The organism is Thermoactinomyces mirandus (genome assembly GCF_013868055.1).
Lineage (GTDB): Bacteria > Bacillota > Bacilli > Thermoactinomycetales > Thermoactinomycetaceae > Thermoactinomyces > Thermoactinomyces mirandus.
The window spans coordinates 21,717-38,196 of record NZ_JACEOL010000033.1 but is presented as its reverse complement, the minus strand read 5'-3'; the positions used below and the strand labels follow the sequence as shown (position 1 = coordinate 38,196).

Sequence of the window (16,480 nt, the reverse complement as noted above, 5' to 3'; positions counted from 1 at the left end):
TGTAATCGTTCTTCCTTTAATGGTCAGGGGCTTTATCAGTTCTTCAGTTCTTCACGAAGACGAGGGAACATAATATTGTTTTCCAGGTGAACGTGCTGGAACATATCCGATTCCAACTGTTCAAGCTTTTGGAAGGTAAGCGTATAGGTTCGGCATGCCCCTTCCGGCAACGTATATCGATCTGTAATCTTTCTCATCTCTTTGAGGAGATCACCGGCATCGTCATGTTCTGATTCCAGTTCATCAATTTTTTGCAAAGCTTTCTCCAAAGCGGCCACAGAACCTGTTTTTTCATACTCGAGAATCAGCGGAAAAACAACTTCTTCTTCGCTAACCAGATGTTGCTCCAGATCCATTTTCAATTGATGAAACACACGGTGCAAGGAAGTCAGCTCCGGATGATTCCGGCCGTGGACACGCAGAATTTTGGTAACGAATTGGCTTAAAACAGGCAATTCATTATTTAAATATGCATGATGGGTATTGACAACGTGGCTGATCAGATCCGCATAAGAAACATTCCGCCAATCGGTGTCCTGTTCTGCCTGCCGGTTGGCCTTTTCATAAGCTTCATTTAACCCGGCCAGAAAAGTTTCTCCATTCAGATCCATCTGACGAAGCACTGTCGCTAACTCCCTGTTCCCGCCACAGCAAAAATCAATCTGAAACTGTTTAAACAAATTGCTGGCTCCGGGAAAAATCGAGACGATATCACCAATTTTTTCGGTACCGTCAAATCTATTCATTATAACAACCTCACTTTTATTCATAGTCAAGACCTTGATATTTTCTAATTGATATTGAATATGTGCCTGTCATTCCCTCCCGGGAAGGGCTTTATCAACCGGATTTCTGCTTCTAATTCTAAACCACCCGAAAGATTGTCTCAGTGAATTAAGTCACATTCCCGTAAATTAAGTAAATAAAAAACGATCCCGTCTAGCTTGGCAAAACCGGACAGAATCGCCAGGGAATTCGGACACAACTTCTCTTCCCCGCTATATTTATTTTTCTGAATGCATGTTCAGTATAAAGGGAGGGGTTCCATTCGGGTTGTGATGAAATTCACACTAACTATTTACTGAATGATTAGTTTTATTTTTTGTCACACTTTTATAAATTCTGCCCCGGACAGATAACTCTCTGGAAAAACGATAGATTCAGATGTGCGAAAGCGATCTTTTAAAAAAAATAAGCCGCTTAAACGGCTTAAAAACAGCTAAACTGGTGCTATTCCACTAACAGACAGATTCATTCTTTTTATCCAGAATCTTAACATATCCTTTTGTTCCTTCAACACGGACATACTGGCCATCCTTCAATATTTTTGTGGCATTTTCTACACCGCAAACAGCGGGAATTCCGTACTCTCTTGCCACGACTGCCCCATGGGTCATCGTGCCCCCGATCTCGGTGACCAGTGCTTTGGCCGAATGAAATAACGGAGTCCAACCCGGGTCAGTATATGGTGCAACCAAAATATCTCCTTTGCCCAACGATCCTTCTTCCAACCGACGAACCACTTTAACAAATCCTTCTGCAACGCCAGCTGATACCGGAATCCCGATCAATGCGCCTGGGGGGGCTTCTGTATTGCTTCTTTCGGCAGTAAATATTTCTCCATCGCTGGTCATGACGCGGGGCGGGATAAGCTTTTGATAATGCATTTCCAGTTGTTTTCGGGAACGAATCAACTTCTTGACATCTGTATGCAGGCGATTTTCCATCAAGGCAATGATTTCATTGAAAGTAAGGTAAAATATGTCTTCTTTATGGTCAATAATCTTTTTCGAACATAAAACTTTCTCTTCTTCCAGAAAAGCATCCCGGTAAACACCAAAATAGCGGATGATCATATACTTGGGCAATTCACGGGTCCCTGTCATGTTCCTGTAAAGGTGCACAAGATGGGACAGTTTTTTGGCTTTTCTTGCCCCTTTCGTTTTCCTGACCCTTGTCAACAAATTTTGGATAGCCTCATTGGCCTCTTTTGCTCCCTGTTCGAACTTTTCCCGGTGTTCATTGGGATTGTTTGACCGCATGTGGCTCAGGATGGAAGGGACAAGAATGGTCGGTGCTTCTTTATAGCGAACTCTGGTGATATCGATTTCCCCCTGGGCGCGCATCCCGAATTTCTCCATAAAACGGTCCAGTTCTGCTTTAAATACATCGCCACCTTCCACTTCTCTTAATCCTTTGTAAAAAGTGCTGTCGTTGGCACGTTCAAGGTAATTTGCCACTTCCGGATAGTCTCTAGCGATATCCGCCAAATCCCCGATCAGCAAACCCATTTCACTTGTAACGTTCCCGGGGGGAGATTTGTGAATGGAAGCACTTAATTCTTCACCCAGCCATTTTTTTACAAGCCGTTCAATTTTGGATCGGGCAATAATTCCCACAAAAGTACAAGCTAACGAATCCAGCAGGGAGAAAAACAGTTTGCCTCCGACATGTTCCTGGACGTACCTGATCCGTTCCGCTCCGGACCGCTGATCAACGCTTTGTTGTAAACGGGACAATTCCTGTTCAAAAGCTGAATTAACCCTTTTGTAAACCATAACAGGATCTTCAAAAACCATCATCCTGATCAATCTGGGGAGTAGTCTGCCATAGAGATCCAATATCAGTTTCCATATGCGAAATGTCTGTCTGGTCATCCTTTTTTTCGGAATTCTTTTTTCAAACCCTTCCCGCAGCACCGCTTTTTTGAGTGCAGAAAGATCATCATCCGGCATGGTGACCTGACTCAGTTTCCGCCGTACAAATTTTGAATACATCACTTCAGAACAATCGAGATACAGCCTCCCGCCGGCTTCTACATAAGCCTGGCTTTCATCACAAGCAGAACTTTTATCCAGCGGAACCAATGTTCTCATAACGGAAATTCCCAGCGGCTTCATGTAGTCTGTCATCATTTGTTTATGGCCCAGGGACAAATAGATCCGGTAATTGTTGTCCTTGGCGGGCGGAACAGGAAATGCCGAAGTGACAGGCCGGCTTTGCAAAATGTAGATCTGTTTTCCTTCCATCCCCCACTCGATATCCTGGGCTGAACCGTAATGTTTCTCTATTTTGCGGCCGATTGCAGCAAGCTCGAGAATCTTTTCATCCGGCAGCACCTGTTCTTCCTGAAGTTCTGGAGGAAGTTCCCTGGTTTCAGTTCCGCCTTCTGCAACCGGAAAGATCCCTTTTTCTTTTTTGGCGATTTGCCTGTGGACAATCCCATTGTTCCGCACTTTGTACAAATCCGCCGAAACGATGCCGGAGACAAGCGCCTCGCCCAGTCCGAATCCCGCATCGATGGAAACGGTGTGCCGATGTCCGGCAACCGGGTCCAGTGTAAACATGATTCCGGATCTCTCCGGCAGGATCATCCGCTGAATGACCACGGACATCGATACAGACCGATGATCCAGCCCGTTTTTAGCGCGATATAAAATTGCGCGATCCGTGAACAGAGAAGCCCAGCATTTCTTGACCGCTTCGATGAGCGGCATTTCTCCCTTCACATTGAGAAAAGTTTCCTGTTGCCCGGCAAAAGAAGCGGTCGGCAAATCTTCCGCAGTTGCACTGGATCGGACAGCATAGGCATAGTCCTTGCCCAGCTCTTTCCATGCCTCGACAATCTCTGCTTTAATCAGGTCCGGAAATGGAACATCCAGAATTTGTTCACGGATTTTCTCTCCTGTTCGACGAATTTCATCAAGCTGTTCCGGTTTTAAATGCTTTAACTGGTCAAACCATTGTTCCATTTCCCTGTTTGCATCAATCCATTGGCGATAAGCGACAGTTGTGACACAAAACCCGGGTGGGACCGGAAACCCGGCTCTGGCCAGTTCCCCGAGATTTGCCCCTTTTCCGCCAACAAGCGGTATGCTTTTTCGGTCGATTTGATTGAAATGAAGAATATAGTTCATCAGTTTTCACTTCCCTTTAAAGGAAATCAATTTACCCAAGACTTCTGTCCCTTACTTCTTGCCTCGCTGGTAAACCCCGTTTTTAAAGATATCCAGCATTTCCCGATACTCGTTTAACATCTCCTTCCACCGGTTCAAGGCATTTTCGGGTTGTTGTTTCGTTACCCGGTCCAACCATTGCCGGGTAAGCGTCTTTAAACTGAGGTAGATAAAAGAAACCGCCTTTTCAAGATCCAGGTCTTCGCGAAATTTTGAACGGTTGATCTGCTCAAGCATAAAGTGCAAGGAAATGCCCCGAAAATCAGAATGCCTTTTTTCGGCCTCGCCGGGAAATTTTTTGGACAATTCGTTGGTAGGCGGTAGGCAAGAAAAAATAAACTTCCGGATGTTGCAAGAAATACCGGTATTTCAATTCACTCAGGCAAAGGATGCGCTCAAAAAAATCATCCGGCAAGTCAGGCAGTGGAGGAATCCGTTCTATCATTTCACCGACATATCGATCCAGAAAGTAATCAAAGGTAGCCAAAAACAGATGTTTCTTGTTGCCAAAGTAGTGAAACAGGAGTCCCTTGGATATGGAAGCTTCCTGGATGTTCTTATTGGTAGACGCTTTCTCATAACCATGTTCCGCAAATTCGGCAATTGCTGCCTGAAGAATTTTTTCTCTTTTCTCTTCAGGGATTTGCTGATAAATCTGTTTCATATTGCCCCTCCATTGACCATATGGTCAATAATTTAACGCAAAATGCGAAAAATGTTCATATTTATCTCATCTTCCGATGTTATGAAAAGAAAACAAAAACCTTTTCATAAGAAACATCACCTTTCCGGATAATGGCGTAAATTGCTGATCCAAATATATAAATTGACCGGGGAACAATCATCCCCCGGTCGTTTGTCTTATTTTTTGCCCAGCGGCAGAGGAAGCCCAAGCCAGTCTTCATAAAATGTATCAATATCCGGTTCGAAATCTTTCAGCACAGGGTACCAGGGAGCAACCGCCTCTACTTCCAGTTGCGAGGCACACCCTGGACAGTAATACTCCCGGATGACCTGCCACTCTGGGTCAGGAGCGAGCAGTTTTGGATAAAGCTCATTCATTTTCTCTTCCGTATCGCGCACATAAACGAGGGCATGCAGTTTCCAGTTATCCCTGTAATCACAAAATTCATGGCCACAGTCACATTTGACAATGCGATCCCCGTTTTCTTTTTGCACGATATAAAGGTGCAGTCCGGCCGGGAGCAAAATCGGGTCATCCCATGGTACCCGTTCCTGCAAAATACTCAAATAGGTTTGGAACCGGTCCTTATCCTTGAAATTGGACAAAAGTTCCTTCAGCTTGTAAAAATCAATCGTACCGTCAATCAACTCTTCAATCGTCTTGCGATCAATCCGAACAGCCATTTGAACACCTCCAGTTTTTTAATAATCATCATCGCCCGTCACTCAGGAATTTCTGTTGATTTTCGCTCCAAATACCGGGATCTCCAGTTCGTCTTCCGGCAAGTTCCAGCTTTCCGGCAAGTTCCAGAATTCCTTGAATTCATTGGTAAATTTTTCGCTGAGTGCAAAACTGCCTGCATACATGTGGCGTACCTGAATCGATGCCTCTTTCTCCAAAATCTTTTTGCGTTCTTCTTCCATCCATTTTTTGGTTGGTGTTCCCCGTTTCAGGCGTTCTTTCCGGATTTCCTGACGACGCCTTTCGGTCGCTTCTTCATCAACCGTGTAATGTCCTTTCTTATCCTGATGGAATACCGCTCCATAAACTTTTTCCGCATAACGCGGCAACAAATAACCGCCATTCAAATCGTCTTCAATCGCCTTGGGTTTCCGTTCCAGCGGATCTCCAAATCCGGGACCTCCGCGCAAATAGTTCAGATACAAGTCATAATTTTCGAAAATCGTTTCCGTTGTAATTGCCTGTTTGTCACGGATAATTTCCCTGGCCTCAAACAATTGCTCATACTGTGGATGATCGGGGTCGGTATCTCCTCCGGTTGGAATGGGCAGTTGCTTGGCAATTCGCTCTTTCAGATTGGTCCCATGCGCTTCAAACCGGTAACCTGCCGCGGCCGGATATCCTCCCATCAAACCGCAATCGCTGGAAATATACCCATTGCCCATGAAAAACATGGTCCAGTCTTTGGCTCCGTAAACCATCCGCAAAGTTTCATAACCGGAACCCCCCCGGTACTTCCCGTATCCGGCGGTGTTGGGCTTTATACTTCTGCCCAAATAGAGAAGCGGTTCGGCCAGCTCCCAGATTTCCATATCCCCCATATCTCCTTCGGGGTTCCAAATCGCTGCCGCATGGTCAATTCCGTCCTTTACGGCACTGGCTCCAACGCCTTCCGCCGCTGATTCAAAACTGTTGACGGCGTGTGACTCATTAAACTGGTTGTATCCTCCGCCCTGTAACCAGTTTGAAGTATTGGCGTTACCGGCGTTAACCTCTTCCAGATAACCGCGGGCAAAATATTGACGGCTTAAAGCACGCCACAATGGACTCCAGGCAGAGACGAGGAAATGCCAGGCATAGCTGTGTGCCGTTTGTACATCATCCGGGTTTAGCCAGGAACCGTAAGGCAAGTCAAATTTACTTGCGTAGTAAGCGCCGTCGTTCACCCGATCATTCGGAATCAGCGTTTGCGACATCATGACCCAGATCCCGCTGGTAATCGAAACAGGTGTGGCATTGTAGCTGTGCCATCCCCAACGGTTGACTCCCTCAAAGTCGATTTCAAATTTCCCGTCCTTATGGATGATCATTTCTGTCGGTGCGTGCATCATGGTATTGATGCGGGCAAACGGTGGAACGTCAAGATTTTTGTACGGAACATCCACAAAGGAAACCTGGCGGTAGCGCCCCGGAATCAACAGTGTCTTCACCTGGTTCATAAATCCGCGGCGCCCGTCCTCAATCACTTCGCGAATAAAATGCTTATAGGTGTCGACTCCTTCCTCTCTCACAATATCAAGCACCAGATCCCGAATCATGTGGCAGCCGGCAATCCGGGTCCGCTCATCCAGCAACCAGTACTTTTTCGTCCGAACCGAGCGCTGGCTTTCGATGAGCCAGTCCTTGTGCAAGGTGTCATTTGTTCCGATTTTCCGGCAGGCAACCTGGTATCCGTCATCATAACGGGTAACAGGTCCCACCGTCATACTTCCCGGGGCTGTGGCACCCGTATCAATGACGTGGGTAACGCCGCCAACCCAGCCAATCAGTTCACCTTCCCAAAAGACAGGAACAATGGTATGCACATCACAGGGGTGAACATTTCCAATGTGACAATCATTGTTACAGAAAATGTCACCGTCCTCGATGCCCGGGTTTTCCTCATAATCATTCTGGATCATGTATTTGATAGCAGCTCCCATTGTACCCACATGAATGATGATCCCGGTGGAAGTAACCACGGAATCAGCTTCCGGTGTATACAACGTAAAGCAAAGTTCCCCTTCCTGCTCCACAATTGGCGAAGCAGCCACACGTTTGGCGGTTTCCCTGGCGTGAACCACGCCTCCCCGCAACTTGGAAAAAATCTTTTCAAACCGGATCGGATCTGATTCTTTAAAGGGCAATCTGTCCAAACCACAGTAATAGCCTGTTAAGCGGCTGATCTCATCCGTCTCCTGACGCATCTGCTTTAACGTTTTTCCGTCCCAGCCGATCGGCTTACGTTCAAAACCTTTCTTTTTATCGATCTGAATGGGCATGTTTTTCCCTCCTTAATCCACTTCAATCAAGTGAAAGATACGATGCTCGTCAAGAACCGTCTCAAATCCCGGCGGCACGACATAGGTGGTTGCCGGCGATTCGATAATGGAAAAGGCCCGGATCCGGTTGCCGGCTTTCAATTTTTCCATTTCCCAGATGTCCACTTCTGTCCATTCGCCTTTCCAATAAACCTTTCTTTTTCCAAGATAGGCTTCTTTGGGTGGTTCTTCTCCGGACAATGCCTCTTTTGGAATTTTGGGTTTCACTACGTCCACCAGCCCCCTGACAATGGCGCCCGTAATGCTGTAGCCCAACTCCGGAGATCTGGCTGCTTTGGCATACACACGGGTATAAACCTCTTCAAATGCTTCTATCAGCGCATCCCAGTCCTTAACCCCCTGGAAGTCTTTAATGGGCGCTTCAATCTCCAGATCGTTCAACTGACCCTGATATTGCATCCGGAAATAGAGTCGGAAATCGACATCATCCATTGCAAAATGATTTTTCACAAACTCGTTTCCCACTTTTTCTTTCAACTCTTCCCATGCCGCTAGCAATTCCTTCCCTGCCGCCAGCTTGATTTCGTCAGCAGCACCGTCATCCACATTAATGTCAAGGGTTTTGTCATAACGGTATTCAAAATCAGCCGCGGCACAGCCAAACGCGGAAAACCCTGCGGCCCAGGCCGGCACCATCACTTTGTCAAATCCCAGTCCTTTTGTATACCCGGCTGTATGCAATGGCCCGCCTCCGCCATATGAGAAACAGACATATTGCGATGGCGAATAACCTTTTCCCAGAATCATCGATTCCAGATAATTTCGGAGTTGCGATTCGAGCAAATCAATCACACCATAAGCGGCGTCTTCCACCGACAGCCCCAGCGGATCGGCAATCTGTTCTTTCACCGCTTTATAGGCACGCTCCGGATAAAGCTTTACCTCTCCTCCCAGAAAATTGTCAGGATTGATCAGTCCCAGCACTACATGGCAGTCAGAAACTGTAACCGTGTCAACCCCGCCTTCCGGATAACAGACGCCCACACGGTAACCGGCACTGTCCGGACCAAGTGTAATGGATTTATAGTTGGGATCGACACGCACGTAACTTCCCGCTCCGGCACCGACCGTATCCATGGCTACCAACGGCAGGGACAGAACCAGACGTGCCATGTCCGGGCTTGGATTTATGCTCAGGTCCCCCTGTGTAATCAAAGCGATGTCAAAGCTGGTTCCTCCGATATCGGAACAGGCGATATTGGGGATTCCCAATAACTCACCCAGATATTTTGCCCCCACCACACCGCCAATCGGGCCGGATACCAGCGTTCTCGCCAGTTCGTTTGCTTCGATGCTGATCGTGCCGCCATGGCTGGCCATGACACGCAGGTCAAATGAAGCCCCTTTCTCCGAAATGCGCTGGTTGATTTTTTTCAGGGTTTCACGCGATGGGTCCGCTGCATACGCTTCAATGATGGTTGTATTGGTCCGGTGTGATTCCTTCCGTACCGGATAATAGTCAACGGAAGCGAAAACAGGAATATCCTTCCCCGACTTTTTGATCATTTCCCGGGCAATATCCCTTACTTTCCGTTCATGTGCAGGATATCGGTATGAATGAAGCAAACTGATCACAATTGCTTGAACATCCATTTCCAATAACTCACGGACAGCCGGTTCGACTTCATGTTCATACAGTGGAATAACCACATTTCCAAACAGGTCAACCCGTTCTGTCACTCCGCGGGTCAATTCTCCGGGAACAAGCGGGGGATCATACCGGTGGGTATTAATATGCAAACGGTCTGAATAAGAATAGCCCAGATAAGCCTGAATAGCTCTTCCCATGCGATGAAAATCTTCCATGCCTTTATTGACAATCAGTCCAACCCGGCGTCCTCTCCGTTGAACCAGACGGTTGAGCATCGCGGTACCGGAATAGACCCCGGCCAGGAGTTTCGGAAACTCTGTTTCAACCGATGTGTCCCAATAACTGAGCGCGTCTTTTGCGGAATTAATCAGGCCAATGGACTCATCATATGGTGTTGACTGAGCTTTTCCAACCACGAACTCTCCCTGGTCATCAATAATGAAGGTGTCTGTCATTGTTCCCCCGGCGTCAATGGCCAAAATTTGCGAATTCTTTTCCAATCAACCTCTCTCCCTTCTCGTTATTGAATCCAGACATATTGACGCCAGTCCCCTGATTGCTGACATCCTGTCTGCTCACTTTTCTATAAAGCAAATTGGATGCCAACCTGATAAAAAAATATTTCCCGGTTTTACATCCGCTTCTGGTTATCCCTGACCAGGATTTGCGGACAAACTGTAGCAATCCGATACAGTTGTAGCGATACAACAAGTCAGTTGAACAGCAAAAAAACCCCTTATGTCACGGGGCTTTTAGTTTGTCTGAATCTGATATTTTTTTAGTCGCCGATAAAGTGTAGTGCGGGCGATCTTCATCCTTCGTGCCACTTCTGACAAATTCCCACCAGTCTCATCCAGAAGGCCGAGCAACACCTTCCTTTCTTCATTTTCAATAAGGTTCCAGTCGGGTATTTGCTCTTTTTTTGCAACCGGACTGTTTTTTTGCAGTGCAGGAGGCAAGTGATGAATCTGAATTTCTTTCTCATCACAAAACAATACTCCGTACTCCAGAACATTCTGCAATTCCCTGACATTCCCCGGCCAGAAACAGGATTTTAACAAAGACAATGTTTCCTCTGCTATTCCCTCTATTTCCTTTTTGTGCTGCTCCTTGAACTGTTTTACAAAATAGTCCGCCAAAAGCGGGATATCTTCCAGCCTCTCATTCAGGGGAGGAATATGCAATGAGACCACATTGAGACGATAATACAGGTCTCTACGAAACAAACCGGCTTTCATCATCTCCTCCAGGTTCTGATTCGTTGCCGCAATGACCCGGACACGAACGGGAACCGGCTTGGCTGATCCCAGCCTTACAACCTCCCGTTCCTGCAAAACCCGAAGCAAATGCACCTGGAACTCCAGCGGCATTTCTCCAACTTCATCCAGAAACAGGGTTCCTCCATCTGCTTCTTCGAATTTCCCTTTTTTGCCTTCCTTTTTGCCGCCTGTAAAGGTTCCGGGCTCATAGCCAAACAATTCACTGGCAATCAGTTCTTTGGGAATCGCACCACAGTTGACGGCAATAAACGGGGCATCTTTCTGTTCGCTCGATTCATGGATGGCCCGGGCAAATCGCTCCTTGCCCGTACCGCTTTCTCCGGTAATGAGAACAGGCACAAAAGTATTGGCCACAATCTGGCATTTGTGAATCAACTGCCTGATCGCCCGGGATTTCCCGATAATACCCTGCCAGGCAGGTTGTTCGCTTTTGTGGATGATGCTGTTATTTAGCAAGTTTCTCTGCAAGTGTAACAGAAATCCGGCCCGTTCCCCTTCATGGGTAATCACAGATGCGTAAACCCGCAAATTCAGTGAGGGAAGTTGCCATTCCTGTTCCTTCTGGTTGCCATTGCTAGAGAGCAAATGATTCAGGCTTTCAATCCACTCCCGGTTGTTCTCCAGTTCCTGAAATGAGCCGATTTCAAGCAGCTTGCATGCCCGTTTGTTTCCTTCTACCACATTCATCGCCTGATCCATTACGATGACCGCATCATTGGGCCAGCGATGAATGGCCTTTAAATATTCGTGTAGCAGAATCTGACGAACGATCATGGAAGATTCCTTTAACCGCTGTTGCACTGAAAGAGCACTCACCACCACCATTCCCAACGTATGTGGCTGGACGTCCATCCATTTGCCGGTTAAATCAATAACTCCCAACAGTTCCCCGGTTAACGGGTCGTAAATTGGAGCGGAGGAACAGGTCCAGGGATGCACCCCTTCGCAATAATGCTCCGCAGCAAAGATCTGGATTGGTTCGGAAATTTTAATGCAGGTACCAATTGCATTGGTGCCTGCCTTCTTCTCACTCCAGTCTGCACCTTGGACAAAGTTCATTTTTTCGGCTTGTCGCAAAGTCTGGGGATCTCCATCCAAATAAATGATACGCCCGAAACGATCGCACAAAGTAACGATATAGCCTGTATTTTCTGTTTGCCTTTTCAAGTTGTGAAGCACTGGGAGTGCTGCATTAAAAAGTTTTGACTGGTTCAGGATTTTTTTCAACTGCCGGGCATCGTAAACAATGGTTGTCTCCTGTTTGTGCGGATTGACCCCATAATGCCTGCAACGCTCCCATGATTGGTAAACCACTTGTCTAAGCTTGTCTTTGGATGATTCCCCCAACAAAAAATTTTCCCATATCTTTTTTAATTCCCTGCTTTTGGCTCCAAGATCCCGAATTGAAAAAACTGAGATATTGGATTTTTTCATTGTTCCCCCCTCCAAAAAATAAAACCCTTTTGCAAATATTTTTCGGGCGAATTAAATCCATAAAATTCTATATTGATTAATTAGACTAAATATTCTAAATTCCTTTTATTTATTCTAATTTGTTTATGAACCGTTTTGTTTGTCGAATAAAAGCATACTCCAGGCAGAATCAGTATTTTCCACATTCAACAGAACTGAAGACAAAATATTGTAACATTTTGGTTTATTTTCCGGCGGACGGGCAGGGATGACAAACGAAACGAGTAAATGAATCTCGATAAGGAAAAGCATCTTGGCAATTAAAAAAAGGGCTCGGTTACGGGATTAAAGTTGATGCTCCTGACCTGCTTCCAGAGTTACTGACACGCCACCACACATGCCAATGCCACGAGCCATCCATTTGCATGTGTGGATGGCTCCTGCTGATCAGGCCAGATTACTCCATTTGCTTTTTTGCGGCGGTTTGTATGTATAAAGTTTTTCCAGAAGTAAAGCCGGATTTGTTTCGCAAACAATCATTTCCCCGTTGGAGGGTGGAATAAATCCTCCTTTTACTCCTTTTTCAATCATCTCAATCAGAGGATCGTAATACCCGGCCACATTCAGCATGCCGATCGGTTTCTGATGAATACCAATCTGTCCCCAGCTGACAATCTCAAAAATTTCTTCCAGTGTTCCGAATCCTCCAGGCAAAGCGACAAAGGCATCAGACAGTTCCCCCATTTTCGCTTTTCTCTCATGCATATCATTTACTTCATGGAGATTTGTCAGCTTTCGATGCACCACTTCTTTGCGGAACAGGTTTCTCGGCATCACACCGATGACGATGCCTCCCCGCTCCAATACCGTATTGGCTATCTCTCCCATCAACCCTACACTGGAACCGCCGTATACCAGTTCAAGCCTTTTTTTTACCAGTTCCCGCCCCAATAAAATGGCAGACTCCCTGTACTCGGGACTACTCCCGGGGTTGGATCCGGCAAAAACACAAACGCGCTTCATTATACCACTCCCCTGTTATCGCTACATCCATGTTATACCAAAAATTGAGAATAACAAATGAAATACGTTAAAAATCCGCCCGATCCCACAGGAAGATTTTCTCATATTCAGTGTTCCTAATCATCCCATTCCCCAATCAGTCCGCAAATCCAGTTTAAGGCATTAATCCGCTCATATGTAACCATCATGTCAAATGGCAGTTCTTCCTCTTTTTCATAGGCTTTAACCTGTTGGTTGGTAAAACGTTCAACAGGCAATTCCAGCTTTTCCACCAGTCCCATGCCCCATAACAACGTGAGCAACCCCTCTATTCGCCAGATCAGCATGTTGGACTGCATTGTCTGTTGTTTCCGCTTTTTCTCATCCGGACTGAGGTCAGAAATCGGCACACGAAAGATATGTTGTTCCAGGGGACTCAGGGAATCCCATAATCCCTCATCCACAGCCCACTTTACAACCTTATCCGGTTCCTTGAAAAAGATTACTCCCAATAACAGATGAAGAGACAAGGCCCTTTTGGCTACTTCCCTGGCTCAACGGGGACGGATTTCATCTTTTGTGGGATAAACAGGGAAATTGAATATCATCAGGACTCGTTCGCTGTCCGGATCAACAACGACTTGCTTGTTTGGTTCAGCATCGGCCATCGGATTAATCTCCTTTATATTTGAATATTTTATCCTGTTATTTTATCGAAAAAGAGAATTTTATTCCAGCTGTTAAAAGTGATGATTATCTTAAAATAACTTTATCATCTTTGTTCGTATGATCATCAGCTTTACCGCTTCGGGGAACTTTGTCATCAGACTCCGATCATGATACATTCAACTTGTAAAACAAGTTCAGCGATTATTTTCACACAAATCCTTAAACGGGGTGATCCCATGTGCGGTCGTTTTTCTCTTGCCACCGAGTTGACCCGATTAATGGAGAAATTCCAGTTTATTTTTGCAGATAACATAAGCCCGCGATACAATATTGCGCCTAGCCAGCCTGTTCTTGCAATCGTCCACGGAAAGAACGGGCGTACGGGAAAATCAATGAGATGGGGGCTTGTTCCTTTTTGGGCCAAAGATATCCGAATCGGCTACAAGATGATTAACGCCAGGGCAGAAACACTGGCTGCAAAACCGGCATATAAATATCCTTTTCGAAAACAGCGCTGCCTGATTCCAGCTGACGGGTTTTACGAATGGAAAAGGCTTGGAGAGAGGAAACAGCCTTACCGCTTCCAGCTGAAAAACGGAGAACCCTTTGTCTTTGCAGGGTTATGGGACCGGTGGAAGCATGGCAATGAAACTCTTGTTTCCTGCACCATCATCACGGTGGAACCCAATTCGCTTGCCAGGAAAGTCCACAATCGGATGCCGCTCATCCTGCCCGAAGATGCCTGGGAGCTGTGGCTTCACCCGGACACTGATCCCGACTACCTGCAATCGCTTTTTCTCCCCTATCCGGAGAAGGAAATGGAAGCATACCCGGTGTCACCGCTGGTCAATTCCCCGCGGAATGACGATCCGTCGCTGAAAGAACCGGTTGATCTTTCGTGAAGCTGCGCCCGGACCAGTTTTTAAAGAAATTGATTGAATCAGGGATAATTGACCAAATAAAACGGCAAAGGGAATCATCCCCCTTTGCCATGTCTGCCCGTCATTGATCAAGTTGCCTTTTCTGTCTGGCATACGAATAATTGCCTTCATAACGGGTTAAAGTATGATCTTTCAGCCAATACGTTATGGGAAAAATCCGATCCAGAAAATAGCGGTCATGGGAAACAGCAATAATGGTTCCTTCAAACCCGGACAAGGCTTCTTCCAGCACTTCTCTTGAATCGATATCCAAATGGTTGGTCGGTTCATCCAAAATCAGCAAATTATGATGCCGATAAACAAGCTGGGCCAGACGCAGCCGCATGCGCTCGCCACCGCTTAATGCTTTCACTTTCCGAAATACGGTATTGCCATAAAACAGATACCGCGCCAGAATCCGTCGCGCCTCCTCTTCAGTCACGGGAATTTTATCCCGAAACTCATCCAGAATGGTTTTCTCATGATCCACTTCCTGATTGTGTTGAGACAAGTAACCGATCGAGACATTGCTTCCTGTAAATACTTCGCCTTCATCGGGAGTCTCCATGCCCATGATCATTTTCAGCAAGGTCGATTTTCCGCTCCCGTTTTTACCGACAATGGCAACCCGTTCCCGGAAACGAACGTGCAGATCAACATGGCGGAAAAGTTCCCTTTTGTCAAACCGTTTGCTGGCACCATCAAGGATCACCACATCTTCTCCACTTCGATGGGCTGTCCCAAAATCCAGACAAATCTTCTTTTGTTCCAGAATCGGTTTTTTTAATATTTCCATCCGTTCCAATGCCTTTTCCATACTTTTTGCCCGCCGGTGCAATCCCTCATTGGGCGGATTGGAACGATTGGCCCAATCTTTCAAGCGCTTGATCGCTTCTTTCATTTTTCTGATTTTCTTTTGCTGGTCTTGATATTGCTGAAATTCGCGCAAGACCCGTTCTTCCCGTTCCCTTACATAACCGGAATAATTGCTGTGGTAAACAAGAAGTTCCCCCTGCTCCAATTCGAAAATCCGGGTAACGACTTCATCCAGAAAATAACGATCGTGGGAAACCAAAACGACGGTTCCATCATAATGGGACAGAAATTCTGTCAACCATTCAATGGCAGGCAAGTCCAGATGATTGGTTGGTTCATCCAACAACAACAGATCAGGGGACATCAGAAGGAGCCTGGCAAGTCCGGCTTTTGTCCTTTCCCCGCCACTCAGCTGTTTCCATTTCTTTTCAAGCAAAAAGGAAATCTGGAGCCCGTGAGCCACTCTTCTGATTTTGGCATCCACTTCATACCCGCCATCTTGCTGAAATTTCTCCTGCAAACGCCCATAACAATCCAGATATTTATTTAGTGATGACGGGGCGATTGATTCCTGAGCCAATTTTTGCTCCAGTTCAGCCATTGTTTCCTTTATTTTTATCAATTCTCCATATCCTTCAAAAAGAAAATCATATACCCGTTTATCACCATCCACATCAGGCATTTGATCCAAAAGACCAATGGAAAGACCTTTTTTCCAGGTGACCTGGCCCTCACAAGGCAGTTCCTGGCCGGCGATCAGTTTTAAGAGTGTTGTTTTTCCCGTGCCATTGCGCCCGACAACACCAATTCTTTCTCCTTGCCGGATTTCACAGGTTACATTTTCAAAAACGGTATTTGCCCCATAGGTTTGCTTTGCTTGCTGCATTTGGCAAATAATCATTTCGTCTAGCTCCTTAAAAAGGAAGAGACACAACAAAAAAAGATGGCAGAGCCGATCTGCCATCCATAAAAAGAAAATATATCCGGTCATGGGCAAGATGTCTCTTCCTGGCATTTTTCTATTCGCATGGTTAAAAAAGGACATACGTATCCCGTTGTACCCATGCGACAGAAAAAATTGCACGA

11 protein-coding genes and 1 pseudogene are annotated in these 16,480 nt (G+C 46.2%); 1 reads left to right on the top strand and 11 read right to left on the bottom strand.

What is annotated here, in order from left to right; translation table 11 throughout:
- Positions 1–35: 35 nt before the first annotated feature.
- The 10 genes and pseudogenes from ric to H2C83_RS10320 all read right to left on the bottom strand — a co-directional run.
- Entirely contained in the window at positions 36–746 is a 711-nt protein-coding gene (gene ric / locus H2C83_RS10365; protein WP_181740426.1) for an iron-sulfur cluster repair di-iron protein, read from the bottom strand.
- 492 nt (positions 747–1,238) lie between these two features.
- Positions 1,239–3,917, bottom strand: a complete 2,679-nt coding sequence (locus tag H2C83_RS10360) for a phosphoenolpyruvate synthase (RefSeq protein WP_246333854.1) — start codon at positions 3,915–3,917, stop codon at positions 1,239–1,241.
- 51 nt (positions 3,918–3,968) lie between these two features.
- Positions 3,969–4,202, bottom strand: a complete 234-nt coding sequence (locus H2C83_RS10355) for a hypothetical protein (protein ID WP_181740424.1) — start codon at positions 4,200–4,202, stop codon at positions 3,969–3,971.
- A 16-nt stretch (positions 4,203–4,218) separates the two neighbouring features.
- On the bottom strand, positions 4,219–4,620 hold the full coding sequence (locus H2C83_RS10350; RefSeq protein ID WP_181740422.1) for a TetR/AcrR family transcriptional regulator: 402 nt from the start codon (positions 4,618–4,620) through the stop codon (positions 4,219–4,221).
- Between the two features lie 197 nt (positions 4,621–4,817).
- Positions 4,818–5,324, bottom strand: a complete 507-nt coding sequence (locus tag H2C83_RS10345; protein WP_181740420.1) for an acetone carboxylase subunit gamma — start codon at positions 5,322–5,324, stop codon at positions 4,818–4,820.
- Positions 5,325–5,366: 42 nt separating this feature from the next.
- Entirely contained in the window at positions 5,367–7,643 is a 2,277-nt protein-coding gene (locus H2C83_RS10340) for a hydantoinase B/oxoprolinase family protein (RefSeq protein ID WP_181740418.1), read from the bottom strand.
- A 12-nt stretch (positions 7,644–7,655) separates the two neighbouring features.
- Entirely contained in the window at positions 7,656–9,794 is a 2,139-nt protein-coding gene (locus tag H2C83_RS10335; protein ID WP_281364140.1) for a hydantoinase/oxoprolinase family protein, read from the bottom strand.
- A 252-nt stretch (positions 9,795–10,046) separates the two neighbouring features.
- The gene (locus tag H2C83_RS10330; RefSeq protein ID WP_181740416.1) at positions 10,047–12,008 is read right to left on the bottom strand and encodes a sigma-54-dependent Fis family transcriptional regulator; all 1,962 of its coding nucleotides are present in this window, start codon (positions 12,006–12,008) and stop codon (positions 10,047–10,049) included.
- Between the two features lie 426 nt (positions 12,009–12,434).
- On the bottom strand, positions 12,435–13,010 hold the full coding sequence (locus H2C83_RS10325) for an LOG family protein (RefSeq protein WP_181740414.1): 576 nt from the start codon (positions 13,008–13,010) through the stop codon (positions 12,435–12,437).
- Between the two features lie 116 nt (positions 13,011–13,126).
- Positions 13,127–13,531, bottom strand: a pseudogene (locus H2C83_RS10320) (DUF4272 domain-containing protein); the annotation flags it as partial.
- Positions 13,532–13,894: 363 nt separating this feature from the next.
- On the opposite strand from H2C83_RS10320, the gene H2C83_RS10315 reads away from it, so the two are divergent.
- A complete protein-coding gene (locus H2C83_RS10315; RefSeq protein WP_181740410.1) occupies positions 13,895–14,560 on the top strand; it encodes an SOS response-associated peptidase in 666 nt (221 codons plus the stop codon).
- A 100-nt stretch (positions 14,561–14,660) separates the two neighbouring features.
- Here H2C83_RS10315 and abc-f read toward each other — a convergent pair whose 3' ends face one another.
- On the bottom strand, positions 14,661–16,295 hold the full coding sequence (abc-f, locus tag H2C83_RS10310; protein WP_181740408.1) for a ribosomal protection-like ABC-F family protein: 1,635 nt from the start codon (positions 16,293–16,295) through the stop codon (positions 14,661–14,663).
- Positions 16,296–16,480: the final 185 nt, after the last annotated feature.